The sequence below is a fragment of the Aeoliella fuhlenseeensis genome, assembly GCF_052161615.1.
Lineage (GTDB): Bacteria > Planctomycetota > Planctomycetia > Pirellulales > Lacipirellulaceae > Aeoliella.
This window is the reverse complement of sequence record NZ_CP197417.1, coordinates 3,994,949-4,020,285: the sequence shown is the minus strand read 5'-3', so window position 1 is coordinate 4,020,285 and position 25,337 is coordinate 3,994,949. Positions and strand designations below refer to the sequence as shown.

Sequence of the window (25,337 nt, the reverse complement as noted above, 5' to 3'; positions counted from 1 at the left end):
CGCCGCGGGATGCGCGCGGCAATGCTTTGTGTGGGCAAGAATGGCAACCGATGAAGAAGCGACTTCTCTTTGAGCGGCTGGAATCGCGCGAACTCCTGGCGGCCGATCTCCGGATCACCGAGTTCATGGCTTCGAACGATGGCGTGTTCCGCGACGGGAACGGCGACGCTTCGGATTGGATCGAGCTCCACAACGCGGGGGACGAGAGCGTCGACCTGCTTGGCTACCGCCTGACCGACAATGCCAACCAGCTTGCCAAGTGGACCTTCACCACCTCCACGATCGTTGCACCTGGCGAGTACCTCGTGGTATTCGCGAGTGGCAACGACGAGGTCGACCCCGCGGGTTACGTGCACACCAGCTTCTCCCTCGCGGCCGAAGGCGAGTACATCGCCCTGGTCGATCCAAGCGGCGTGGTGCTCTCGGAGTTCGGCGCTGGAGGCACCGACTATCCGCCGCAAGTCACCGATGTCTCTTATGGCATTGGTTCCGAGCGAACACCGGTTTCGTTGGTCACGCCCCAATCGAGCGTGCGATACAATAACTCGAGGAACATTACCCACAATCTGTGGATCGATCCGAGCTATAACGACAGCGGGTGGTCGGCAGGGGTTGCCAGTCTCGGCTACGAGCAGAATTCCACGGTGCTTGCCGATGCGGGCCTTCTTGGAACGACACTGCCCACCAATAGTAACTCGGCCTTTGTTCGAATTCCGTTCGAAGTAGACGACCCTAGCACGCTTCTCGAAGCACTTCGGCTGAAATACGACAACGGATTTGTCGCCTACATCAATGGTACTCGGGTGGCGAGCGACAATGCTCCGGCGAATCTTACCGCCTCGTCGGAAGCCGCGATCGCCCAGGAATATCCTATCGAACGCGTTTTGTCGTACGTCGATTTCGACCTTCGCCATTACTCGCATCTGCTGCACGAAGGAACCAACGTTCTCGCCATCCACATGCTGAATGGTTACCGGACTCCGAAGTTCCTGACGTCTGTCAACTTGGTGGCAACGGTCCCCAGCGCATCTCCCACCACGGGCACGGGACTGCTGCAAGCTCCCACACCGGGGCATCAGAATCACGGCCTGCGGGCCGGCGATGTCAATTTCTCGCGTAACGGTGGTGCGTTTGCTGGCACGCTTAACGTCTCGCTCTCCACCGCCAACAGTTCGGAGCAAATCCGGTACACGCTCGATGGCGCACTCCCGACGGCCAGCTCGCCGCTCTACACGGGACCGATTTCCGTTGGCGGCACCACCAAGATTCGGGCCCGCGCCTTCGGATCCGCGGGGCAGGTCGGTAGCGTGCGAACCGAAGTGTATACGCTCGCCAGCGGCACCATCGGTACCTTCACGTCCGACCTCCCCATCATCGTGCTGGAGAATTTCAATCGCGGCACGCCCGGCACTGGCGACTTCGAAGACGCTTTTATGTCTCTGTACGAAGTCGACGAATCCACCGGGCAGGCGTCTCTCGCGAACAATGCCGAATTGAGTACCAACATCGGTCAGCATCGTCGGGGCCGAAGCACGGCGAACAATCCGAAGACCAACCTCCGCATCGAGATCCGCGACGAGACCGGCGAGGATAAAAACGTCGAGCCGCTCGGCATGCCTTCGGAGTCCGATTGGATCTTGTACGCGCCGTACGATTACGACCGCTCGCTGATCCGCGATGCGATGTTCTACGATCTGAGTCGCCAGATGGGGAATTGGGCCCCGCGAACTCGTTTCGTCGAAGTGTACGCCAACTACGATGGCAACCCGCTCGACCCCAACGACTACATGGGCGTCTACGTATTGATGGAGAACATCAAAGTCGATTCCAATCGTGTCGACATCGACGGACTTCACACCAGCGACAACGCCGCCCCCGACATCACGGGGGGGTACATCGTTTCGTTCGATGGTATCGACAGCTCGACACCCTCTGGATCGTACTGGGAGACCGAACGCGACATTCCGACGCTCGGCGACTCGTGGTTGGTGCACGAGGATCCTGAGTTCGCGGACATGACACCCGAGCAGATCGCCTACATCCGCGGGTACATTCAAGACTTTGAAAACGCGTTGTATGGTCCGGACTCCACGTCTCCGCTGCTCGGTTACCAAGCCTACTTCGACGTCGACGCGTCGATCGACCATCATCTGATTCGCGTCCTGTCGAAGGAACCCGACTCGCTGCGACTCAGCACTTTCCTGACCAAGGATCGTGATGGCAAGCTGGCGTTTGGGCCGGTGTGGGACTTCGATCGTTCCGCGGGTGGCGATTCCGACACGCGCTCGGCGAATCCCGAAGGCTGGCACATGCCAGACGTCGACTTCTTCGAGTCCGACTGGTGGGGGCCACTGTTCGACGATCCCAATTTCGCCCAGCAGTGGGCCGATCGCTGGCAAGAGCTTCGCCTCGGAGTGCTGAGCGACGACAACCTGCTGGCTACGGTAGATGGTCTCGCCTCGCAGCTCACGGAGGCTCACGTCCGCAACCAAAATCGTTGGTTCGAAGTCGCCCCCAACGGTGGCGAGTACGCCGATGCTGGACTCACCGGCTGGGCTGCCGAGATTAGCCACTTGGCCAACTGGCTTCTGCATCGTCTTCACTGGATGGACGACCAACTGATCCACATGCCCTCGCTTTCCCCACAACCTGGCAACACCGAGTCGGGGCAACTCGTCGAACTCACCGCCGATCCCAACACCACCATCTACTACACGGTGGACGGCTCCGACCCCCGTGCACCGGGCGGTGGAATCTCCCCTTCGGCCATCGAGTACACCGGGCCCATTACGATCACGGCAACCACGCAGATCAACGCCCGAGCCTTCGGCGATCCTCCCACTGGCCCCTTCTCCAACAGCACCAGTCCTTCGGGCGAAGGGACCAGGAACGCCGTCGATGGAAACGCCAACACAAAGTACTTGAATCGTGGTGGAGCCAACTCGGGCATCATCATCACGCCGACGTTCGGCTCGTCGGTGGTGCAGAGCTTCATGCTCACCACCGCCAATGACTTCGAAGACCGTGATCCGGGCTCGTGGGTGCTCTATGGCACCAACGATCCGATCGAAAGCCTCAACAACAGTACGGGCCTTGCCGAGAACTGGACACTCATCGATTCCGGCGAGCTGTCGCTCCCCTCGGATCGACGCACGAATGGCCCCGTTGTCGAGGTCGACAACGTCGCGGCCTACACTTCGTACAAACTGATGTTCCCGACGCTCAAGGGAAACACCGATCGCGTGCAAGTGGCGGACATTCGATTCTTCGAGTCGACCGATGGGACCGGGACGCAGATCCTGTCGTGGACCGATGCCACCCTCGCTGTTCACGTCGACCTCAACAGCGATTTCGAAGGCATCTCGCCCTGGAGCAGCATGGTAGGGGGGCTGTACTCGATCGACGTGCCAGCGACAGCGTCGAATCTTCGCATCACCGAGTTCAGTTATCATCCCGCCAATCCCACGTCGCAGGAACTCGCCCTCGCGCCCGGTAGCGTCGACAACGACTACGAGTTTATCGAACTCACGAACACGAGCAATCAATCGATCAGTCTCGTTGGAGTGGAGATTGGTGGTGGCGTGCAGTTTGACTTCAGCACGGGGGCTATCACGAGTCTCGCGCCCGGCGCGAGCGTTGTGGTGGTCAATAACCTGCAGGCGTTCACCGCTCGCTACGGGTCCAACGTCCCCGTCGCTGGGGAGTTCGATGGAAACCTCAGCAACAGTGGCGAGAGCTTCTCGATCGCCGATGCCAGTGGCAACTCGATTGCCGATATCGCTTACCAAGAGGATTCTCCGTGGCCCGCGAGTGCGGATGGGGATGGACCTACGCTTCAAATCATCAATCCTTTCGGCAACTACAGTTCTGGCAGCAACTGGCAGGCGAGCTTCCACAGCGGCGGTTCGCCAGGCCTGCATCTCATGCAGCCGGGCGACTACGACTTTAGCGGCGTCGTCGACTCCGCGGATTACGCGGTGTGGAAATCGGCTTATGGATCGACCACGCAGTTCGCCGCCGATGGCAACCGCGATGGTCGCGTGAATCTCGCCGACTACACGGTTTGGCGTGATCATCTTGGTGCAGTCCTCGCCCCGCCCGCAGCATTCGCCACGCTTGAAACTTCCGGATCGGTACCCGACGCACCTGCGAGTGTTCTGTCAACTCCTTCGGTGGGTAGTTCCCAAGACGAGACGCCTGCTTCGAAAACGAAAGCACTCTCTGCGATGGTCGATTCCTCAGCATCTGCGTCGGGCACTGGTTCCTCCTTCGTCAGTAGTTCTAACAATTCAATCACGGGCACTGACGCTCTCACGCATCAGCAACACCTACTGCTGCTCGACTTCGCCCTCAGCGAGTTGAATGACGAAGAGTGGTTTCATCTTTCGTCGTTCCTAGATAGCGACGATGCTGAAGAAGCAGAGTCGCTTGGCCTCGAACTTGCTTTCGATCAACTCGCTAACTTGCTCTAGCCCCAATTCCTTCTAACGGTTGATTTCAATCACGACACCGAGGTCCACTTGGCCTTGGCGACGTGCGTGGTTTGCCATTGGTGGCTGGGCGGCGAGGGACTTACAATGGCCCTTTTCGCTGAGCCTTCCCCAACGACCCGCAAACCACCATGGATCGCCCCGCCAACTGGCTGCCCAAAAGCATTCTCTGTCTCCACGGCTACAACTGGCAGCAGTTCTCGGGCGATTTGGTCGCGGGCATCACCGTGGGGCTCGTTGCTTTGCCGCTGGCGATGGCGTTCGCCATTTCGTCGGGCGTGGCGCCCGAGGCTGGAATCTACACGGCGGTGGTCGCTGGTTTTCTGATCTCGGCCCTCGGCGGATCGAAGACGCAGATCGGCGGGCCGACGGGGGCGTTTGTCGTCATCGTGTTTGGCATCGTGGCTGAGCATGGGGTGGATGGTTTGGCGGTTTGTACGGTGATGGCAGGGGGAATGCTCTTGCTGCTGGGCCTTACAGGCCTGGGCTCAACGGTTCGTTACATGCCAAGGCCCGTGATCGTGGGCTTTACGAACGGCATCGCGGTACTGATTGCGAGCACCCAGCTCAAGGACTTTTTCGGCCTTACGATCGACCAGGTTCCGGGCGAGTTCGTCGGTCGAATGGAAGCTGTCTTCACGCATCTCTCCACGATCTCCTGGCCGGCGACGCTGCTCGCGATCGCGGCTATCGTCACCATTCTCTTGATTAGGCGATTTGCTCCGCGGATTCCGTCGTACATCGTCGCGATGGTGGGCGGGACGCTGGTCGTGGCGTTCGCGGGTTTATCAGTCGAGACGATTGGCTCTCGCTTCGGCGGAATTCCTACGGGGCTCCCGCCGCTTACCGTTCCTCGCTTCGACCCACAGTTGATGTCCGCCCTGCTCCCTGCGGCGATGACGGTCGCGATGCTGGGGGCGATCGAGTCGCTGCTCTCCGCCGTGGTGTCGGACCGGATGAGTCGTGACAAGCACAATTCGAACGTCGAGCTTGTGGCTCAGGGCATCGCCAATGTCGTAGTTCCTTTCTTCGGTGGAATACCTGCTACGGGGGCGATTGCTCGGACGGCGACCAATGTTCGTGCGGGGGCGAAGTCTCCCATCGCCGGGATGATTCATGCGATCACCTTACTCGGCATTCTGCTGTTCGCCGCGCCGCTGGCGAAGTTCATTCCTCTCTCGGTGCTCGCGGCGATCCTGCTGGTGGTCTCTTATTACATGGGGGAGTGGCACGAGATTCCCAAGCTGCTGAAGCTCACCTGGGCGGACATCAGCGTATGGGCGATCACGTTCGCACTCACGGTCTTCACCGATCTTACGGTGGCCGTGGGGACTGGCGTGGTGCTCGCGGCGCTGTTGTTCATTCGCAAGGTCACCAGCACGACCTCCGTCTCCCAAGTGACTTCGCAGTACATCGAGGAAGGCTGGCTCCACATTTTGCAGGGGAAGCCGATTCCCGAGTACGCCGCGGTGTTTCGTATTCATGGACCGCTCCTCTTTGGTGGTAATGAAAAGGTCTCGCTCATCGCCGACCTGCTCGGCGACTTGCCTCCGATCGTCATCGTGCGACTTCGCAACATGACAGCGATCGACGCCACGGGTCTTCAAGCTCTCGAAGACCTCGCCGAAAAGTGCCGTGCCGCGGGTCGCACACTGATCCTATGCGGCGCGCCCGCTCAACCTGCCAAGCTCATGCACCAAGCGGAGTTCGAGCAGCACGTGGGGAAGGAAAACATTTGCCCCAACTTCCACGCTGCACTGGAACGCGCCATCGTCGTCCAGTTCAACCGAGGCCACGGCGACCGCGTGGCATAAGAGTGTTCGGCTTGAACGTGGGTTGGTAGGTGAGGCACTTCTTGCCATCGGCGGATAAAGTCGCAAATCGCGACTATTTCATTGGGTGCGACTTTACTCGTTTTCAGCCCTCCGGGAGTATTGGTGTAAGTCTCATCGTTTAAACACCTTAGAGCGACTGCGGAGTGATTGGCCCGAAGAGTAAAGTCGCAGGGGTAAACCGCAGGTGCGACATTACTTGGTTGTAGGTGTCCAAGGGCTTGTCATGCTGACGGGAGTGGAGCTCCCGGAAGAATCTCGCCTTGGTGCGACCTGCATAGCTGGCAAACGAGATCCTTCGGTCGCCGAGGCTCCCTCAGGATGACTCAGTGTCGGTTTCACTCTCCTCCTTAGTTGCGTAAGAACGCATGTCCACCACCGCGGTGGGACGTGTGCATTGGATCACATGTCACGCGCGCTTTCTAGTCACTTTCTGGAAAAAAGTGGAAATAGTTTCGGGGCTCGAGAGCGTCGACAATTTAGCTAAATTGCCGTGCCCGTAGCGCGAAGGCCAAATCCGTTCGATAGCCATTCTCGGAACCATCAATGCTGGTGCTCGTGCTGGTGGCCATGATGCATTGACTTGTCTTCGGTAGTCACGTGCTCGTGATGAGGGCTTGGTTCCGCGTGGTCGCCATCGAGGTCACCATCTACGTGGAGAGTGTGTGGGTGTTTCTCCACCAAGCCGTTGACGTCTTCGGCGCTTGCGGTGAGCACCAGGGCTTCGTTCGGGTATCGCGGGAGCACGATCGCCCATTGGGCAAAGCTTCCTTGAACCGATTGGGCGGGCTGGCCGTTGACGAGCACCTGCCGAATGTCGCTGGCATCTGCCACCGAGCCTTCGACGCGGACCAAGTTGTCCTCGCAAACGGCGCGGGTGATCAGCGTGGTGGGAGGTAGGTCGTCGCGGAAGCTTGAGACGCCGCCGTACGTTCGGCGGTCCGTGGGCTCCTCGCCGTCGTAGTTGGGGGGGCCCATGCTCATAGGGTTGTGGATGTCGTTCACCCGCATCTGGGCGGTAGTAAGCCCACGGTAGCCCGAGCCGTCCATGATCGAACGCCAGATGGCCACGTCGGAGTCGTACACATCCAGGCCATCGACGAACACGCCGGTTGTACCGAGATGAACAGCCCAGTTGGCTTCCCAGCAGCGAAAATTGCGAATCCAGAACGGCTTCCCCTGTTCGGGGCGAGCTTGAGATGCTTCGTCGGCCAGGGTGAGATTCTGGTTGTAGAAGTCGAAACCGGGGCCATCGCCGCGCGTGATACCACGCAGGTTGAGACAGAAGAACGGCATCGTGTGGGCTTCGTTATCTTGGAAGCGGATGAAGGGCATCGTCCGCGTGTCCTGCTTGGCCACCGAACCATCGCCGGCGCGAATCGGACGCATGGCGTCGTAATTGTCGGTCGTTTTACAATCAAAGCGGTACCCGTACTCGGCGCATTCCACCGCACAGTTGCGGGTGAAGACGTTCGCGCAGTTAGCGAACCAAAAACCGGCGCCGCGGTTGGGGTCGAACGGAATGACTTGCTCCGGCAGAGGGCGGCCTGGCCCCACGGTGCACGCAAGGTTGTGATCGAGAATGTTGTTGGTCTCGGTACCGTCTTCGAGGAAGAATCCGTGGCCGATGGACTTGTAGCCCACGCAATCGCGGACCACGATTCCATCGGTGCCATGGATGGTCAGAAAGCGGTTGTGGCTATCCCAGATCGAAGCACCGATGACCGAGCTGCCACGCATGGTTCCTTCGCATAGGTGGAAATGGAGACTGTAGCGACCAAGTAAGCCCTCTTTGCCCAGATGTCGGAACTCGGCGTAGCTGATCGAGCCTTTGGAGTGCATGTGGATCATCGTGTGGCCCCGGGCGATGTCGGGGTTGGCGGACTCGATCACCACGTTGCGTGTGAGGTTCGCAACCTCTGCACAGAAGTTGCCTTCGGCGAAGTGGTCGAACGTCAGGGGCTTATCGAGCGTCACCGAGTAGCCGCCAGTGAAGTCCTTGCTGCCAATCTTTTCGATGCGGCGAACTTCCGTCTGAGCATTGTCGAGGAACTCGCCACTTCGGCCGTGGCGGTTGCCTCGATTGCGCTCGCGCTGCGTACTGGTCACGATCACGCGATCGCCGACCTGCCAGTCGGCCACCGGTTCCTGAAGCGCGACCTGCGTGTCGCCGACTTCGCTGCTGCGGTGCATCTTGACCCACGTGTTCTGCATGGGGCGTCCATGAATCTCCATTCGTCCGCCGCAGTTGAGTAGCGCGGGACACGACTCCTTATCCATGCCCTCGACGTAGTGCAGGCGGATCGTCGCGGTGTGCTCTTGGGGGATGGGGTGGCCTGGAGTGCCAATGAGCAGGGCAGCTTGATGGCCCCCGGGATGGACGTGCTCGGGAACCTCGTGGCAATCGAAACCTTGCTCGGAGGGTTCTTCGCTCGCCGTGAGTTGCACGAGTCCCGCTTCGAGCAGCGTGTTGCGATCGGTGGCAAACTCGAGCGTGCCAACGATCTGCACCAGTCGAAGTACCTCCTGCGACTCCACGTCGTAAGCGACGTGGTGCGGGCGGCGGATGACGACGCGGTCGCCTGTCACCGGAACGCGATTCCCCTCCCAAGTGTCGGGCGATGACCAAGGGCCCGACTGTTTCGATAGCACTAGGGGAGCGGTCGAGGCATCGTGAGCCCGCGCTCCTTCGAGCGTGAAAACGAGGGCACAGGTAGCAGCGAGAACCGTACGAAGGCAGGAATTAAGCACTTGGGAGCACTCCATTCGAAAAAGGCAGAATCTGCCGAGGGCTATTTGAGTTTCAAGGGTTCGAGGACGTTGTCACCTTCAACGATGTCGATGGTGGTGACAGGCTTTTCGCGGTTGCGATAGCGACCGGCAAACTGATCGGGACCTTCCACTACCGCACCTTCATCCAACTCCGTGGCCGGGTAAAACGCGGTCACGGAGTACGTACCAGTACGCGGCACTTTGATCGAGTAAGTTCCGTCACCGCTCGTGCGAGCGGAGCCGGCGCTCATCGATGTATCACCGTCAGCGGGAAACAACACGATGTAAACCCCTTCGGTGGGTTTGCCTTTCACGTGTACCTCGCCGGTGACAGTGCAAGGTGCAGAGGGTTGTTCGCAGCCGGCGATGGTCAGCGATGCAACGATGACCATTGGTAGGCGAAGCGGGGACAGCCAGCTACTCATTCGGCAGTACCTCTTCTCCATCGCGAGTAACGAGGTACATCAGCAGTTGGGCGCTGGTATCCTCGGCGAGGAATCGAACGCTGCCGTCCCCCATTCCGACGTGCGCGCCAGCCGGATGGAATCCAAAGACGCCCTGCGAGTTGTTGCAGTTGACGGCGCAATCGGTACCTGCGGGAATGTTGGAAAGCGTGGTGGGGTAGGTTTCGGGGGTGTAGTTGGGGTAGGTCTGAATCATGAAGGCACACCAGCCAAGCCAAGTGCCCCACGCGCCGGGCTGGTCGAGCGTGACATCTGTTTCCGGCATGGGCATGCCCACGCCACGTACGTAGTGCTGGTCGTAACCGGCGTGCTCGATCAGCATGGTGGTGTTCGACAAGCCATCGGTGGCCTTCGGCATCTTGGGTTCGTTGCCCGCGAAAATGGGAACGGGAGGCTTGCCGGACGAATTCACCAGGGCGTAAGCCGACTTGTTGATGCCGTGGTTGACCCAGTAGTCGAGTGCCATGCCGGTGAGCGGTCCGCCGGTATCGGGATTGGTGAGCACCGCTCCGTAGCTGCTGCCTGTTTTGCTGGAGGCCCGCATCTTGATCGGTTCGCTCACCGGATTCGAGGGGCAACGATTCATCGGCAATTGCATGTTTGCCAATGGCTGGTGCTTTGGTTCGGCGAATCCGCCAGGTGCCTCGCGGTCGAACATTGCTTCGACGTTGCCTTGCTCTAAGAAAGGTAACAAGCCGACCATGTGCCCGAAGTTGGGGTTCTTGGAAAGGCGAGCGGCAGGAAACGCACCGTACGTGTCGTGGTAGTTGTGCAGCGACAGTGCCATTTGCTTCAAATTGTTTTGACACTGCGTCCGCCGCGCGGCCTCGCGAGCGGCCTGCACCGCGGGCAGCAATAGCGCCACGAGAATGCCGATGATGGCGATCACTACCAGAAGTTCGACTAGCGTAAAAGCGGTTCGGTGCCGCATGAATGCGCTCCCTCGTTGCGGTGCAAGACAGGCCGGATGTATCCGGCGGCAAAGCATTTCACGTGCCAGGATAGAAACGTGAGCTCGCCCTCGCGTGAGATCGCACGGCCGCGCTTTAGAATGTAGAGCGATCCTACAGAAGAAGTGCTCGGCACCAACTGGCTAGGCACTCTTCGAAAACTCTAAGATTGCTGGCGGCTCAAGTACAATTGCGAGCAGCGATGTGTCGAACCTGACAGCGCTGGTGTCGATGGCTTCGACACGCAGTGGCTCAAACCTGTGTCCATTGATCCCGCGAGTATCGCTACCGGATGGTCTGCAATGGACGCTGCGACGTGCTATCCCCGGTCGAAGCCAACTACTTCGCCGGATTCTTGATGAGCGTTAGGAGCATCGTCACCGGGGTCACCGCTTGGATGCTGTGCGGCAGGTGCGGGGGCATGTGGATCCAGGTGCCCGCCACCGCTTTTACTTTGTCGGGGCCCAGCGTGACGTTGGCTTCGCCGGAGAGGAAGTGCAAGATCGCCGGGGTCGCGGCGGTGTGCTCCGAGAGTTCTTGTCCCTCGCTGAATCCGAACAGGACGACCTTCGTGCGATCGTCGACGTGCACCGTCTGGCTGAGCGTGCCATCGGCTGGCGGTTCGATGCGTCCTGCGATGTCTTCGACGAGTGTGTATTTGGCGTCCATGAATTGGTTTCCGCTGAGAGATCGCTAGGGAGTTATTCATCCTCGCCGCAAGGCCACGCGTCGAGCGCCACACCGACTAGCGCTCGTAACTGCGCGGCGGTCGCGCCGCTGCGGGCGTGGACCGTCATGCCGTAGGAGATGGCAGTCAGGTACTCGGCGAGGGGGCGGGTTTTGCTGCCTTTGGGGAGGTCGCCTTCCTTGACCGCGCGGTCGAAGCGGTCTTTCCAGCACTGGATGTGGCGCTGGCGGGCGGCGTTCAATAGTTCCTGCGGGCCTTTGGTTTCTTCGCCTCCGGCGAGGCAGGCGGTGACCAGCATGCAGCCCTGATGGTTGGGGTCGGTCGACAGGTTGGCGATGCGCGTCAGGTAGGCCTCGACCGCCTCGCGAGCGGTGGGTTTGTCCCACGCGGCGCGCAGGTGCTCGTCGCACGAGGTGTAACGCTCGACGACGCGCTGGAACAGTTGCTGCTTGTCGCCGAACGTGGCGTAGCAGCTCGAGCGATTGATGCCCATCGCTTCGAGCAGCATCGCGAGCGACGAACCCTCGTAGCCGTGCCGCCAGAAGACATGCATCGCGGCGTCGAGCGCGGCACCGGTATCGAAACCGCGGGGGCGGCCAAGGCTCGCCTCGTGCGCAGCACGGCATGTCTCGCTGGTTTTCGCCTTCGAGCCACTCGGTTTCGGGTTCTTGTTGGTGGGTGCCGCCATAGTTCTTAAGGTATCGCGACTTGACCCTCAAGTCACGCCTACGTATATTTTGAACCGGTCGTTCCAGAAGTCAACTTTCAAGGAGTTGGAGATGAGTGCTGCACTAGAGGGTAAAGTGGCGGTGGTCACGGGGGCTTCGAAGGGCATTGGCGCCGGCATCGCCAAATCGCTCGCCCGCGAGGGGGCGACGGTCGTGGTGAACTACGCCAGCGACCGTGCGGGGGCCGAGTCCGCCGTGGCGGAAATCGAGAAGGCCGGCGGCAAAGCGGTCGCCATCGGTGCCAGCCTCGCGACCGAAGAGGGAGTGGACAGTTTGTTCGCCGAGGTGGCGGAAAAGTTCGACCGCGTCGACGTGCTGGTGAACAACGCGGGAATCTACGCGTTCTACCCGCTCGCCGAAATCACGGCTGAGAACATTCGCCATCAGTTCGATCTGAACGTGACGGGGCTACTGCTCGCCTCGAAGCACGCCGCGCGGCTGATGGGCGCCGCCGGCGGCAGCATCGTTAACATCAGCTCCGGCATCGTTTACGCGCCGTCGGCGGGGGCGTCGATCTACGGCGGCACCAAAGGTGCGGTGGACGCGATCACACGCAGCCTCGCCGCGGAGCTTGGTCCGCAGGGCATTCGCGTGAACACAGTAAGCCCCGGTCCCGTGGACACCGAAGGCTTCCGCACGCTCGGTGTCGGCGACTCGCCCCAAGGCCAAGCGATGCTTGGGGCCACACCGCTCGGCCGCTTCGGCAAGCCCGACGACATCGGCGACGTGGTGGCGTTCCTCGCCTCGGACGATTCGCGCTGGATCACGGGGCAGATTATCCAGGCATCGGGCGGGTTGGTGAATGCTTGAGGGAGGTGAATAGACTCTGACGTTCCGCGGCTTGGTGGTTGGCTAAGCCGCGGAGCGGGGGGGGGAATAATCGCTTTAACGATAACAAACGCGCCGAATCGCGGCTGGCGAATAAGGGCTAAGTCCGTCTTGGGCTGAAGCCAACTGGGTTCGTCGTGCTACACTGGTTGGCGCATCAAGACCATCCGTTGTTCGCTCAATAGTAAAGTCTCCTCCTCACGGACTGTATGTCGAAGTTACGTTCTATCGTGCTTTTCGTAATATTGGCGGCTCTCGTTGGCTGCGGCGTGAAGTTCGGTTTATGGTGGTGGACGAGACGGGAGTGGTTGGACCTTCAATCGCGGCAAATGGCCGCCATCTCCAGCCTCGCGGATGTGCCACCAGAAGGTTGGTTCCGCTTTGATTGGAAGGAAGAGGTGATAACCCCCTACAATGTGTGGGGCAATATAACCTACACGCCGGAGTACTCTGGACTTAGCAACGACGAGATGCGTTTGCTTGCGATAGAGCTCGATGGGATCGTATCGAAGGCTACGTCCGCTAACTGTTTCGAGAAGGTGGACCAGATTTTTATGCTGATGTTGCGGTTTAGTAAGAATCCTGAGTTCGTATCCAGACACCGTGAGGAATTTCAAGACATGGAACGTAGGACTTTGGAAAGAATTCGGGCCGAAGGTCCTTGAGGTCAGAAACCTAGCTCCGAGGAAGTATCACACTTCATGGGTCGTCGACAATGCAGTTGCTGCTAGTTCTGACTGCGACCGGATTAGGCTGCATATTGGCGGCTGCGCTCGGGTTGCCGGCCTCGATCCTGTTGGACTCCGCGATACCAGCGGGACTCGCAATTACATTCTTGCCGGCGCTGGGAACGTACGTCGGAGGAATTCGGGTCCCGCAGCAACTGGCGAAGATCGCTCTGTATGCACTCACGGTTTGGGTTCTCTGCTCCCTGCTTGAGCCCGTAGTTGCTCGCGCGACCACGGATGGCGAGCGTGTCCCTGACTTCACGTGGTGGTATGGAGCCATGGCCTTCGTGCCTGCATCGCTGCTAGCGCTGATTGGCGCGGGATTCGCGAGTCGGCAAGGAATGGCGAAAGAGGAGCAGGTCGCAGATTAGCGGAGACCTAGGCATTCGTCGCTTAAGCAACGGTCACGCACCAACACAAAGAGCCCAGCAACCCCCCAGTTGCTGAGCTCTTCGGTTCCCCCCGGAATTTTTGGTCGCCCGCTGGGCGATGGCTTCGCTATTCGGCGTAGCTCGCTTGCTGGATGTCGCTGGCGGGTTCGGTGATGTAGGCCTGGCCCTTCGAGTAGAGCTCTTTCCGCCATTGGTAGTTGGCTTGGTCTTTTTCCTTCGCCAGTTCCAGGCACTTGTCCATCGACGCTTGGGCCGAGGTGAAGTCGCCTGAGGCGGCTTGGGCGGCGGCGAGCGTGTCGTACTCAAGGTCGCACGGTTCGCTGCACAGGGCCATCGCACGGTTGGCGGAGGCTAGAGCGGCTTCGCCACTGCGGATGTCGCGGTCGGGGCAAGTGGCTAGCAGCCATGCCATGCTGCGGTGAGCGACGGCCAGGCTGCCATCGATTTGGATGGCTTGCTGGTAGTCGGCCAGGGCGTTGCGATAGCGTCCCATGTCGAGCAGCAGGTCGCCACGGCTGCAGATGATGCGAGCGTCACCCTCGGACAAGCGAGCGGCGGCGTCGAGGTGTTGCAGGGCGAGATCGAACTGACCCAGCATATGACACACACGTCCGCGTCCTTTGTGAGCAACGGCGAGATCGGGATCGAGGGCAATCGCTTGGCGATAGTCGCTCGAAGCTTTCTCCATCTCACCGGCTTGGACCCACAGGGCGGCACGGTTCGAGTAGGCCTTCGCGAAGTCGGGGCTCAGCTCGATGGTGCGATTGAAGTCGTCGAACGCATCGGCAAAGCGACCCGCTTGGGCGGCGAGCACACCACGGTTGTGGATAGCGCGGTAACGGTTAGGATCGAGACGCAGGGCGTCGTTGAAGTCGAGCAGGGCCTCTTCGACGCGACCGTCGTCGGTGCGAATCTCGCCACGACGGTTGAGGGCCCAGCTTGCGAGGTTGTTGCTGTAGTCGATCGCGACCTTCGAGTTGTCGATGGCCAGCACGTGACGGCAGAGCTGCACAACGTCGGTCAGCTCGGCTTCGCTTTGAGCAGCGGACGACATGCGATTGGCTTCGGTCAAGAGCTCGACCGCACGGGGCGAGGGCTCGGCAGCTTCGGACTGCGGCGGCGCGACCGGGTTGGCGGGTTGCGTCGGAGCTGTGAATTTCACTGGAGCATTGGCGGCCACTTGTGGCTTAGCCGCAGGAGCGGCTGCAACGGCGAGCGGCTTCGGTAGTGGCTTGGGCTGCGAGACGGGAGCGGCGTCCATGCGGCGATCGACCATCGCGGCGGCATGGGGATTGATGATTTCTTGCGAGCCATCATTCGACGGTTGGCTGGCGGTGGGACGCATCGCAGCGCCACGGTTGGCCATCGCGGCGGCACCGGCTTGGAACATTGGGTTGGTGTCTGCTTGCCGCATCGGCATGGGCAGCTGGCGATTGGGCATCTGCGACTGTGATGCCGGCGTCGTGGCCACGCTCATGGGGCGGGGCAGGGGACGCTGTGGCATGTCGGTGCTGGCTGCCGGCGAAGTGACCTCAGGCAGGTCCGACGCGAACACGGCAGGGCTCGAGGGCATATCGCTGGCGAAGGCCGCAGGGCTCGATGGAAGCGCGGGCAGTTGCTGGCCACGAGGGGCAGGGCGGCCCTCTTCGCGATCGGTCACCATGGCGACCATGCCGGCTTCCGAATCATTGGACTCGGGCATTTCAGGGCGAGCCATTGGGGCGGCGTTCCATTTGGGAGCCGGCGCCAGAGGCTGCTGACCCGCGACTTGGGCGATGTTGCCTTGGCGGGGCTGCGTCGTTGGCTGCTGTCCGCGTTGTGGTTGTTCGTCGTCGCCGCTCCAGAAGGCGAGCAAGCCAGCGGGCTTGTTCGCAGGACGCGAGGCGGCACCTTCAATACCACCTTGGCGCTGCCCGCGCTCTTGCTGCTGCTGAGCCGCGGCGTACTTGGCGGCCGAACCGCTACGCGACATGGTTTGCGAGCGAGCTTGTTGCTGCTGCGGTTGTGCTTGCTGAGATTGTTGCGCTTCGCCGCCCATGCTGCCAAACAGCGTGGGGCGTGGAGCCTGCGCTACCGAACCCTGGCGACCCATCGGGCCACCGGTGGTCGGCATGTTGATGGTCCGCTCGGGCTGCTGCTGTTCGCGATTGCCGCCGAACAGACCGCCGATCGATTTGGTGAGCGACCAACCTTGCTTCTCGGGCTGTTGCTGTGGGCGCTGGCCTTGGATGCCACCGGAGACCGTCGCTTGTGGGAAGCGTGATTGCTGCGAGGGCGCCGGCACCTGCTGCTGCATCCGCTGCGCGGCTTGCGAACGCATGGCCTGACGCTCGATGTCGTCGACGAACACCACGCCCTGGGCACTGGCCGTCGATGCGGCGAGGGCGACCACCAGGCCGGTGGTGCGAGCCAAGCGGGCGGTCAGCACAGGGAATTGGTAAACCAGTTTAAGCATGGTGCTTCACCATTCTGAGAAGGTCGACGAGCGGTGTTTTGCGGGGTTTCCGACGGGTGTGCGAGGTAGCACGCACCATCGAGAACGTTCCCTTGCCTTCTGATATCGGCAAACAGTAGAGGCAACCTGACCCAAACAACCCGGAAATTCGGAATAATCCTCCCAGGCCGCAAAGTCTGCCAAGCTCCGCTGTCAGTAGGGGACTTTCCCGCGTATGCTCTGGGGCTGTGGATATCTGAAGGGCGCTGAACCTGCCAAGCTGCTTGGCGGTCCTGGCGGCGTTGGTTTCCACCTGTTTTGCCCAGCGTTTTTCTATGTCTTCCCTCGCGTCTCGAATGACCACGACCCGACCGCCATCGCCCACTGCGGACAGCTATCGCCTGGGCGTGGTGTATGCAGTGCTGGCATTTGGCTGGTGGGCGGTGCTGTTCCCCGTGATGTTCGTGGTGCTCAACCACGTGGTGTTTCGCTCGGGATACATGGAAGCCAGCGGGGCGTCGCGGATTGACTGGAGCCTCGAGATCACAGCCCACCGAGGCATTTGGGCGTTCGTGACCTGCGTGGTCCTGGTGTGGTGGGTGGGGCAGAAGGACGAAGCGGCGGCGCTCCTGCGTTCGCCTCGAGCGCGATTCTTGCTGGCACTGACGGCACTGCTGAGCATCACCAATTGGGCCGGCTTTGTTTACGGCACGGCGACCGATCAGCTTCGCTACGCCAGCCTGGGCTACTACATCAATCCGCTGGTGAGCGTCGCGCTGGGCGTTGCCGTTCTCGGCGAACGCTTGCGGCGAGCGCAAACCATCGCACTCGTGCTAGCGGGAGTGGGCGTGGTGTGGGAGACGGTCCGCATGGGGCAGCTTCCGTGGCTGTCGCTGCTGGTGGCATTTTCGTTCGGCTTCTATGGATTGTTTCGCAAACAAATAAAGGCCTCGGCCATTTCGGGGCTGATGATCGAGTGCGGCATGCTGCTACCGATCACCGTGGGTTACGTGGTGTGCCGCGAGCTGTGGGGACCCACGCCGGCGTTCGGCCGCGAGCTGCTCGTGTCGTCGATGCTGGTGGTTACCGGCATCGCGACGGCCATGCCCCTGATCTGGTTTGCCCATGCGACGAACCGCCTGCCGCTGAGCAGCATGGCGTTCTTGCAGTTCATCGTGCCAACGGGGCAGTTGCTGGTCGCCGTGACCATGAATGGCGAGAGCGTGGGGTGGGAAGGCCTGGTATCGTTCGCCTTCATCTGGCTCGGCGTCGGGGCGTTCCTGCTCGACATCCGCGCGGCAACGCGTGCGATGCCCGTGGAGCCATCCGGTGGAACGATCGTCGAACTACCGTAGAGGGGGCCAACGGCGTTTAGCGTTCGACCCAACCTAGCCGCTCGACGGCGCGGCGGGTGTTGGGGTGCTGGTGGAATAAGTTCCAGATAAGCCCCGTGCGAGCGTTCTCGATCAATAGCAGCATCGGGCCGACGTCGATGCCGACGTACTCGTCAGGGGCGTGCATGTGCTCGAGGTTGAAGCTGTCGAGAAAGCCATAGCCACCCTCGGAGGGCGAACGCCACACCAGCGGATAGCCGGTCGCGTTCTTCAGTTCCTTCATCTCACGGAGCGCGGCAAGCGTCTCGGCGGGCATGAAGGGCAGGGCACTTGCGGTGACGTAGGGAGCCACGGTGCCACCTTGCCACTGATCCATGCCACTATGGTTGGGGAGCAATTCCTGAACGAGATAGCCAACTTGCTGCAATTCGTTGAGCCCGATACAAGGACCCACGCCCCAGCGATTCTGGCCAAGCGAAATGAGCTCGGGCGACTTTTCGATGCACCGCTGGCGATGCGCGGCGAACGCGCGGCGGGTATTCTCGAACCAATTCACGCGGGGACCTTCGCCGCCGAACTCCGCGGGGTCGTCGGCCTCGAACCGGCGATAGTCGATCCAGCACTGGTCGAAGAAGTAAGTGAACATCGCGCCGTTCCAGGTCACGATGTAAGGCAACATGTTGCTGTGCTGGCCCAGCTTGCGCTTCATCTTGTACGCCACGGTCGGATCGAGCTTGTGATCGTCCTTGGGCGACGCGACCGCGTGCATGTAGCAAAGCGTTTCCTCGGCACCGGTCACGTGCCACACCCAGGGGCGGAGTTCGCCCTCGGCATCGAGGGTGTCGAGTTTCGACGATCGCCAGCCGAAGGACAAAAGTTGGTCGTCGGGGCGGGCGTAGGCTTTCCAGTTGGCGTCGGCGATCAGCTTGTCGACCAGCTCGCGGACTTCGCCACCGAAGTAGATTCCCGCCGGAATGGCACCCGACTGGAGGATGGCATGATCGACGGTGCTGGTTTGCACCTCGGGGGCATCGGTGATCAGCTTGGCGTTGTGGCGGTCGACGAAGTGCAGGTAGATGCCAAACTTCTTGTTGTCCTTCTCTTTGACTAGGGCCCGCAGGATGGCGAGGGCCCGCTGCTCGGCTTCTTCGCGCGACACCCAACCTCGCTCGACGCCGATCGGCAGCGCGGACAGTTGGAAGCCAACCGCCGCGACGCTGGACACCTCGGTGTTCGTACGGTCTCGCACCAGCTTCGCCGGGTCGCCCGCTTCATTCCAAAGGTAGTTGAAACAACCCCGCTGGATCTCGTCCAGAAGCAGGTTGTCCTCCTCCGTGAACGGATAGCGGCGCGCCGCGTCCGCTTCGGGCGAAAGCAGAATGTCCTGGCCGTGGGCCAGCAACGAGCAGCCGGCGACGAGTAGCGCCGCCAGCGCGCATAGGTTCGAGCGATAGGCCATGCTTAATTTCCCGCCTAAGCAATGGATGTGTACAAGCTGTCCATCTCGCACTTGCCTCCCTAGTTGCAAGTGGGCGTATAAATCTACGCAATCGAGGTGACAGCAGCAATAAAGAAAAGTGCGCACGCTTCGCCCAGTGGGCTGCGTTTTGAACACGCAGTGCGAGTTGCACGAACCCGCTGATTGGTTCGACGCGCGAACTACTTGGGTCGATAGACCGTGCAGCCACAGTGCGTTTGCGGCGTAAATTCAGGGCCCAAATCGCTGAGTCGTTCGGCCGAGCCGACGAATAGCCAGCTGCCCTGGGTCATCGTATCGACCATGCGACGGAACATGTCGGCCCGCTCTTTGGCCTTGAAATAAATTGCCACGTTGCGGCAAAACACCACGTCAAACTGGTCGCGCTCAGGGAATGGCTTGAGTAGGTTGCGGACTTCGAACTTGGTGAGTCGCTGCAGTTCGGGGGCTACCTGCCAGCCAGCTCCCTCTTGGCTGAAGTGTTGCGACTTGCTCATCGCGTCGAGGCCCCGACCGACTTCGAGGTTCGAGTACCAGCCCCGCTTGGCCGCCACGATGGACGAAGGCGATACGTCGGTGCCAAGGATTTGAAGATCCCAACCTGGTAGATCTTTCGACAGTTCGTTGAGCACCATTGCAATGCTGTAGGTCTCCTGTCCCGTGCTTGAGGCAGCCGACCAGATGCGAATACGTCGCATCATCCGCGTCGATTCGATGTGCTGAATCAGGTCGGGAAGGACCTTGTAGCGAAGCGCGTTGAAGGGCGATTCGTCGCGGAAGAACAGCGTCTCGTGCGTGGTGATCGCGTCGACGATCTCGCCTCGAAGCGGAGCACCAGTCAGGCTCTTCGCTCGTTGAACCAAGTCGCCATAGTCTCGACACTCGAGCCGTTTGGCAATCGGCGCGAGGCGTGACTCGATTAGGTAACCCTTCGAGTTGTCGAGGTACACGCCGCACAGCTCATCGACGAGGTCGATCAGCGCGGTCATTCCGTTGTCGCTGGGCGTGGTGGTCGTGTTCGGTACACGACTCGCTGCCAGCGTGTTCTCCACTTGAGTGGCTAGTGACATACCCCGATTTCCTGCCCTGTGAGTCGAACCATCTGCTCGGCCAGCTTTTCAAGCGGCAGGATGCAGTCGGCCAAGTTGTTTTCGACGATCTGTCGTGGCATGCCGTAAACCACGCAGCTCGCTTCGTTCTGTGCCATGATGGTGGCGCCGCGCCGCTTGAGCAGCTTGCAGCCCAACAGACCGTCGTCACCCATCCCCGTTAGAATCGCCGCCAACACGTCGCCGCCGTAGATTTCGGCGACCGAGCGGAATAGGTAATCGACCGAAGGTTTGCAGTTGCGCTCGGGCGCGTCGTCGTTGATCACCACGTTGGTCGTTAGGCCATGCCGCAGCAACTTCATCTGCTTGCCACCCGGCGCGATGTAAACCGAACCTGGACGGAGCGTATCGCCGTGCGTGGCTTCGACCACGTTGAGTTTCGAGTGGCGATTGAGTTCTTCGGCCAGCGTCTTGGTAAACACCGGCGGCATGTGCTGTACGAGCACGATCGGCACCGGGAAGTTCGCCGGCAAGCTGGGAATCAACTGCATCAGCGCCTTGGGCCCACCGGTCGAGATGCCAATCGCCATGATGCGGGGCAGACGGTGAGGTTTATCAAAATCGGTCGGCGTGACTTCGTGGTCCGCCGGCACCGTGTGAACGTGTGTGGAGTTGCGCAGTCGCGAGGCGCGACGCGTTTTGGTGTCAGCGAATGCGTGCACTTTGGGAATCAAGTGCCGTCGAAGCTCGTCCAGGCTTTCCTCGGGCGACGCTCCCGTCGGCTTGAGGTTGAAGTCGAAAGCACCCGCTTCGAGCGCCTTGGTCGTGGCCGTGGCACCTTCAGTGGACAGAGCGCTGAGCACGATAGCACCTACCGGGGAATGGCGTTGCTGCAATTGACGAAGGACTCCCAGTCCGTCCAGCTCGGGCATCTCCAGGTCCAACGTAATGAGGTCGGGCCGAAGCTGGTCAATTTTCTCGAGCGCCACTCGCCCATTACAGGCGGTGCCAACAACTTCGACGTTGTCCGCTTCGGCGAGTACTTGCGATACCAGCTTGCGATACAAAGCCGAGTCGTCCACCACCAGGAGGCGAAGCGGATCGGAGATGGGGGAAGGACTGTTCACAGGAGGGGCGATCCGACAAAGGTGTGCTTCAAAGGTGCGGGGGACAGCCGCAAAACTCGTTACTTCTCATCTTGGCGTACGTACCGCCCCGCGAACTCTTTGGTCCGCGGGGCGGCAGCGTCGCCTCTTCTCTTTACTACTAAGGGGCCGACTTCGACTTACGAAGCCAGCACGGGCTCGCCGTAGGCGGTCGAACGCTCGCTGGTGCGGCCATTGCTAACCGAATCCACCTTGAACTGGCCGACAATCGACTGGAGTTCGTGAGCGAGCTCCGAAAGCTGAGCACCCACGGTCTGGGTCTGCGAAGCACCTTGCGAGGTTTGCTTGGCGGCTTCGTCGACACCCACGATGTTTCGCGAGATCTCACTGCAAGCCGAGGCACACTCTGCAACACCGGTCGAAACCATGGTGGTTGCCGAAGCTGTCTGGTTGACGTTCGCGGCAATTTCCTTGGTGGTGATGCTTTGCTCTTCCACGGCCGAGGCAATGGTGGCCGAGGTGCTATTCACTTGCTGAATCGCTTCGCCGACGTTGGCGATCGAGCGAACGGCTTCCTTCGTCGAGCTTTGAATGCCTTCGATACGGACGCGGATGTCCTGCGTGGCATCGGCCGTTTGCCGGGCTAGTTCCTTCACTTCGGTCGCCACCACCGCGAAGCCCTTGCCCGCCTCACCGGCACGTGCGGCTTCGATCGTGGCATTGAGGGCCAGCAGGTTGGTCTGTTCGGCAATGTCCTGAATCACTTCAATCACCTTACCAATCTCTTCGGCAGCCTGGCCGAGTTGGCCAATCGTCTGGTTGCTGCTCTCGGTGAGTTCGGTGGCGGAACGGGCTATCGTCGAAGCTTGCTCGGCGGTCCGGGCAATCTCGGTGATGCTGGCGGTCAGTTCGTCAACGGCCTTGGCGACCGACTGCACGTTTGCCGTCATCTCTTCGGTCGAAGCCGCCATGTTGGTCATGTTGGTCGACATTTCCTCGGCAGCCGCGGCGACCGTGGCACTCTGGCCAGTGGTCTCTTCGGCACCGCTGGCAAGGTCGTTCGCGGTGCTCGAAAGCTGCGTCGAAGTGCTCGACAACTGACTGGCGTTCGAGGTTAGGTTGCGAATCAAACCGCGGAGCTTGTCGCCCATCGAGTTGACGGCCGTGGCAATGTTGCTGAACACAGCACGCACGTCCGTGGTGTCCTCGTCGCCGGGGGCAACTTGGTAATCCTGGGTCAAATCGCCGTTAGCGATCGACTGCAGGACACCGGACAGCTCCGAAACTTCGCGTTGCTGGTACTCGGCGTTCTTGCGGTCAACGATTTCACGCTTGCGAACGTCGGTCACGTCTTTCCACTCAAGGTTCGTGCCAACGTAGTTGCCTTCGAGGTCCAACTGAGCGGTGACAGTGAGGGCCATGGTCAGCGGACCAACCTTGATGTCGGTCTTGATTGGCAAGTTCTTCGGGTCGGCCAGCAGTTCGCGCTGGTGCTTGGGATTCACATGGAACTGATCGATGTTGGCACCCATCAGTTTATCAACGTCCAGCTTGGGCCACACCGTACGGAATGTCGTGAGGTGGGTGTTCAGAAGCTGGCGAGTGGCATCGTTGAAGTAAGTGATGTTGAAGTCGCGGTCGATCATCATGTAGGCCGACTCGCTGTTGTCCACCACGCCACGCAGGGTGAAGGCCTCTTGGCGAGCCTTGACCTGGGCCGTAATGTCGCTGGCGAACTTAACGACCTTATAGACCGTGCCCTCCTTATTGAACATTGGGTTGTAGGACGCCTGAATCCACAAGTCACTGCCATCCTTGCGAATACGCTTGTACTCGGCCGCGTCGAACTCCCCGCCCTTCAATTTATCCCAAAGCGCTGAGTACGCTGAGCTGTTGACGTACTCCGGATCGCAGAAGATGCGATGGTGCTTGCCCCGGATCTCGTCCAGCGTATAGCCTGTCGCCGCCAAGAAATTCTCGTTCGCGTCGAGGATCGTTCCATCGGGTGTAAACTCGATGATTGCAAGTGAGCGGCCCGCTGCAGTTACTTTGGCTGTGAAGTCGAACGCATTTTGCTCGGCCACGGTTAGCGCTTCGAGCATGGTGTTCGTCGCGGCACCCATTGCTCCGATTTCATCCGCGCGACTGGCGTCCAAGCGTGAGGTGTAATCGCCCGAGGCGGCCAACTCCAATGCCGAGACGGTGGCTGTAATCGGCCGAACAAATGCGGCCGCAAAATACCAAGCAAATGCAAGGATACCAGCGCCGCAGACAGCAGAGATGCCGAGGGACCACCAGAACACACGAGACGCGGCCGCATTGGCGGCATCGCTCATATCACTGACGGCGCGGAAGGCTTCATCCGTGTCCATCTTCGCAAGTAGCGCCCAGCGGTGCCCAAGGAGGTCGACGGGGCCATAGGTCTGGATTACCTCATTGCCGAGGTAATCCGTGGTGATTGCTTCACCGCTTTCGCCTTGGAGAGCTTGGGTGACGAACTCGTTATCGATCTTGCCCTCCTCCGGATTGCGGAAGGAGGTGACGAGGCCATGGGTCGCGGGCTTGCGGAAAGAATTACTCCGCATCAACTTGTCAGGGCCAACCAGCACGGTTTCGCCGGACTCGCCCAAGCCATCGCGTTGGGCCATCACTTCACAGATCCGATCGACGGGCATCTGGAATATGACAACGCCCAGCTTCCTAGCACCATCGAAAATGGGCGTGGCGATAAAGCTTGCGGGGGCTTCGTAAGAGGGGAGATACGGATCGAAATCGACTAGCACAAATTCGCCGGCGTTATTCATCGCATTTGCTTTGCGGAATGCCTCACCAAAATTCGTGCTTGCGTACGACCCATCCTTAAGCGAGGTCGTGAAATCCAACTCCTTAAACACCGAGTAGACAATGTCACCCGTCTCGCTGTCCACGAGGAAGATGTCATAGTAGCCGAACTTGTCGAGGTAGTTTCGAATAACCGGATGTACCTCGGCATGAATCTTGCCATAATCCGTATTTAGATCCGCGGTGTCCAACAAGTGCTTTGAACCAAGTGGATTTCTATTCTCGCGAATATAGGCGTACTGCAAGGCTATTGAGTCGTCGTCCAATTGATTCAGCAATGCTTGCGAGTCAATTCCCTTGCCCGCATTCTGAGTTCGATACTGTTCCGCGAATTCGCCGCTGTAGTAAGAGCCCAACTTGTTTCGAAGGGTGGCGATGCTTTCGTCATCGATGTCTAATTGCTTGCGGTAGTCGGCAAAGGCGTTTTTGAAGTCCTCCATTGCATGGACCGTCATCCGGTCTTCTGAGAACGTGAGCACTTGGTCGCGGATGCTTTCGAAGTACTTCTCAACCTGGCTCCGCTTCAGCGCGTGCTGTGCCCTCAGCGAGGCGGTAACCTTTTCTTCCATGTCGTGGGCCGCTTGGTCTTGCAGCCCAGTCATTCCGCTCCGAAGGGATGCGAAACTCAGTAAGCTTGCCACCGCCAACGGCACCAAGCCGCACACCAAGAACCCGACAATTAGCTTTGTACGAATCTTCATTTTAGCCCTTTTGAATCAAAGGTAGTTGAGGAAACTGCGGTTTAGTTGAGGCCGATGGTTAGCTTGCCGGCTCTAGCGATTCTTGCAAATCGAGCACTGCTACGATGGCGTCTTCGCCCGTAATCACACCACTGAAGAAGTGCTGGTCCAACTCACCCAAGTTGGGTGGCGGAGGAGTCACCTCGTCGCGCGACACATTGATGATGTCGGCGATGCGATCCACGCACAGTCCGACCAACTCGCCCGACAGATTGACGATCAGATTGCGGCTGTCCTTCGTCACGGTACCCCGTTCGAGGCCCAGAACGCTCCGCAAGTCGATGACGGTTACCACGTCACCACGTAGGTTGATGACGCCCCGCACCCAATCGGGGGCGTGAGGCACCGTGGTAACATCTAAACAGCGATTGATCTCCTGCACCTGGTCGATTTCCAAGCCCAGCAGCATTTCGCCAACGTAGAACGTGGCGAGCTGCAGGTCGTCGGAGCCAATCTGGTTGCGATCTAGCGTAGCAGTGGACAT

At 60.1% G+C, this 25,337-nt stretch carries 17 protein-coding genes; 6 read left to right on the top strand and 11 right to left on the bottom strand.

Features of this window, described 5'->3' with window-relative positions:
• The first annotated feature begins 50 nt into the window (after positions 1-50).
• Positions 51-4,472: a CotH kinase family protein gene (locus SH292x_RS15745; RefSeq protein ID WP_442481963.1), complete on the top strand. Its 4,422-nt coding sequence runs from the start codon at positions 51-53 to the stop codon at positions 4,470-4,472.
• Positions 4,473-4,621: 149 nt separating this feature from the next.
• Complete coding sequence (locus SH292x_RS15740) at positions 4,622-6,304, top strand: SulP family inorganic anion transporter (RefSeq protein ID WP_442481962.1); 1,683 nt, start codon at positions 4,622-4,624, stop codon at positions 6,302-6,304.
• 561 nt (positions 6,305-6,865) lie between these two features.
• Here the strand turns inward: SH292x_RS15740 and SH292x_RS15735 are convergent.
• From SH292x_RS15735 to SH292x_RS15715, 5 genes are all read right to left on the bottom strand, one after another.
• The gene (locus SH292x_RS15735) at positions 6,866-9,073 is read right to left on the bottom strand and encodes a G8 domain-containing protein (protein WP_442481961.1); all 2,208 of its coding nucleotides are present in this window, start codon (positions 9,071-9,073) and stop codon (positions 6,866-6,868) included.
• A gap of 41 nt (positions 9,074-9,114) precedes the next feature.
• Positions 9,115-9,519, bottom strand: coding sequence for a hypothetical protein (locus SH292x_RS15730; RefSeq protein ID WP_442481960.1), 405 nt, complete (start codon positions 9,517-9,519; stop codon positions 9,115-9,117).
• Positions 9,512-10,489: a DUF1559 family PulG-like putative transporter gene (locus tag SH292x_RS15725; RefSeq protein ID WP_442481959.1), complete on the bottom strand. Its 978-nt coding sequence runs from the start codon at positions 10,487-10,489 to the stop codon at positions 9,512-9,514. Before SH292x_RS15725 ends, SH292x_RS15730 begins: the two co-directional genes overlap by 8 nt.
• Positions 10,490-10,847: 358 nt before the next feature.
• Complete coding sequence (locus tag SH292x_RS15720; RefSeq protein ID WP_442481958.1) at positions 10,848-11,177, bottom strand: cupin domain-containing protein; 330 nt, start codon at positions 11,175-11,177, stop codon at positions 10,848-10,850.
• 32 nt (positions 11,178-11,209) lie between these two features.
• The gene (locus SH292x_RS15715) at positions 11,210-11,884 is read right to left on the bottom strand and encodes a TetR/AcrR family transcriptional regulator (protein WP_442481957.1); all 675 of its coding nucleotides are present in this window, start codon (positions 11,882-11,884) and stop codon (positions 11,210-11,212) included.
• Positions 11,885-11,975: 91 nt separating this feature from the next.
• Here SH292x_RS15715 and SH292x_RS15710 point away from each other — a divergent pair, with 91 nt between their 5' ends.
• From SH292x_RS15710 to SH292x_RS15700, 3 genes are all read left to right on the top strand, one after another.
• Positions 11,976-12,734, top strand: a complete 759-nt coding sequence (locus tag SH292x_RS15710) for an SDR family NAD(P)-dependent oxidoreductase (RefSeq protein WP_442481956.1) — start codon at positions 11,976-11,978, stop codon at positions 12,732-12,734.
• Positions 12,735-13,081: 347 nt separating this feature from the next.
• Positions 13,082-13,417: a hypothetical protein gene (locus SH292x_RS15705; RefSeq protein WP_442481955.1), complete on the top strand. Its 336-nt coding sequence runs from the start codon at positions 13,082-13,084 to the stop codon at positions 13,415-13,417.
• Between the two features lie 50 nt (positions 13,418-13,467).
• A complete protein-coding gene (locus SH292x_RS15700) occupies positions 13,468-13,851 on the top strand; it encodes a hypothetical protein (RefSeq protein ID WP_442481954.1) in 384 nt (127 codons plus the stop codon).
• A gap of 127 nt (positions 13,852-13,978) precedes the next feature.
• Here SH292x_RS15700 and SH292x_RS15695 read toward each other — a convergent pair whose 3' ends face one another.
• Positions 13,979-16,327 carry a tetratricopeptide repeat protein gene (locus SH292x_RS15695; protein ID WP_442481953.1) on the bottom strand — a complete coding sequence of 783 codons (2,349 nt, stop codon included), beginning with the start codon at positions 16,325-16,327 and terminating at the stop codon, positions 13,979-13,981.
• Between the two features lie 335 nt (positions 16,328-16,662).
• Here SH292x_RS15695 and rarD point away from each other — a divergent pair, with 335 nt between their 5' ends.
• Positions 16,663-17,661, top strand: a complete 999-nt coding sequence (gene rarD, locus SH292x_RS15690; protein WP_442481952.1) for an EamA family transporter RarD — start codon at positions 16,663-16,665, stop codon at positions 17,659-17,661.
• A gap of 16 nt (positions 17,662-17,677) precedes the next feature.
• Here the strand turns inward: rarD and SH292x_RS15685 are convergent, their stop codons facing one another.
• From SH292x_RS15685 to SH292x_RS15665, 5 genes are all read right to left on the bottom strand, one after another.
• Positions 17,678-19,099, bottom strand: a complete 1,422-nt coding sequence (locus SH292x_RS15685; RefSeq protein WP_442481951.1) for a glucoamylase family protein — start codon at positions 19,097-19,099, stop codon at positions 17,678-17,680.
• Between the two features lie 200 nt (positions 19,100-19,299).
• A complete protein-coding gene (locus SH292x_RS15680) occupies positions 19,300-20,187 on the bottom strand; it encodes a CheR family methyltransferase (protein WP_442481950.1) in 888 nt (295 codons plus the stop codon).
• On the bottom strand, positions 20,178-21,293 hold the full coding sequence (locus SH292x_RS15675; RefSeq protein ID WP_442481949.1) for a protein-glutamate methylesterase/protein-glutamine glutaminase: 1,116 nt from the start codon (positions 21,291-21,293) through the stop codon (positions 20,178-20,180). Before SH292x_RS15675 ends, SH292x_RS15680 begins: the two co-directional genes overlap by 10 nt.
• Before the next feature lie 158 nt (positions 21,294-21,451).
• Entirely contained in the window at positions 21,452-24,715 is a 3,264-nt protein-coding gene (locus tag SH292x_RS15670; protein ID WP_442481948.1) for a methyl-accepting chemotaxis protein, read from the bottom strand.
• Between the two features lie 157 nt (positions 24,716-24,872).
• Positions 24,873-25,337: a chemotaxis protein CheW gene (locus SH292x_RS15665; RefSeq protein WP_442481947.1), complete on the bottom strand. Its 465-nt coding sequence runs from the start codon at positions 25,335-25,337 to the stop codon at positions 24,873-24,875.

Bases quoted from the DNA above. Each gene is read 5' to 3' on its own strand.
- SH292x_RS15745 (WP_442481963.1), top strand. From the start codon at position 51: ATGAAGAAGCGACTTCTCTTTGAGCGGCTGGAATCGCGCGAACTCCTG.
- SH292x_RS15740 (WP_442481962.1), top strand. From the start codon at position 4,622: ATGGATCGCCCCGCCAACTGGCTGCCCAAAAGCATTCTCTGTCTCCAC.
- SH292x_RS15730 (WP_442481960.1), bottom strand. From the start codon at position 9,519: ATGAGTAGCTGGCTGTCCCCGCTTCGCCTACCAATGGTCATCGTTGCA.
- SH292x_RS15725 (WP_442481959.1), bottom strand. From the start codon at position 10,489: ATGCGGCACCGAACCGCTTTTACGCTAGTCGAACTTCTGGTAGTGATC.
- SH292x_RS15720 (WP_442481958.1), bottom strand. From the start codon at position 11,177: ATGGACGCCAAATACACACTCGTCGAAGACATCGCAGGACGCATCGAA.
- SH292x_RS15715 (WP_442481957.1), bottom strand. From the start codon at position 11,884: ATGGCGGCACCCACCAACAAGAACCCGAAACCGAGTGGCTCGAAGGCG.
- SH292x_RS15710 (WP_442481956.1), top strand. From the start codon at position 11,976: ATGAGTGCTGCACTAGAGGGTAAAGTGGCGGTGGTCACGGGGGCTTCG.
- SH292x_RS15705 (WP_442481955.1), top strand. From the start codon at position 13,082: ATGGCCGCCATCTCCAGCCTCGCGGATGTGCCACCAGAAGGTTGGTTC.
- SH292x_RS15700 (WP_442481954.1), top strand. From the start codon at position 13,468: ATGCAGTTGCTGCTAGTTCTGACTGCGACCGGATTAGGCTGCATATTG.
- SH292x_RS15695 (WP_442481953.1), bottom strand. From the start codon at position 16,327: ATGCTTAAACTGGTTTACCAATTCCCTGTGCTGACCGCCCGCTTGGCT.
- rarD (WP_442481952.1), top strand. From the start codon at position 16,663: ATGACCACGACCCGACCGCCATCGCCCACTGCGGACAGCTATCGCCTG.
- SH292x_RS15685 (WP_442481951.1), bottom strand. From the start codon at position 19,099: ATGGCCTATCGCTCGAACCTATGCGCGCTGGCGGCGCTACTCGTCGCC.
- SH292x_RS15680 (WP_442481950.1), bottom strand. From the start codon at position 20,187: ATGTCACTAGCCACTCAAGTGGAGAACACGCTGGCAGCGAGTCGTGTA.
- SH292x_RS15670 (WP_442481948.1), bottom strand. From the start codon at position 24,715: ATGACTGGGCTGCAAGACCAAGCGGCCCACGACATGGAAGAAAAGGTT.
- SH292x_RS15665 (WP_442481947.1), bottom strand. From the start codon at position 25,337: ATGTCCACTGCTACGCTAGATCGCAACCAGATTGGCTCCGACGACCTG.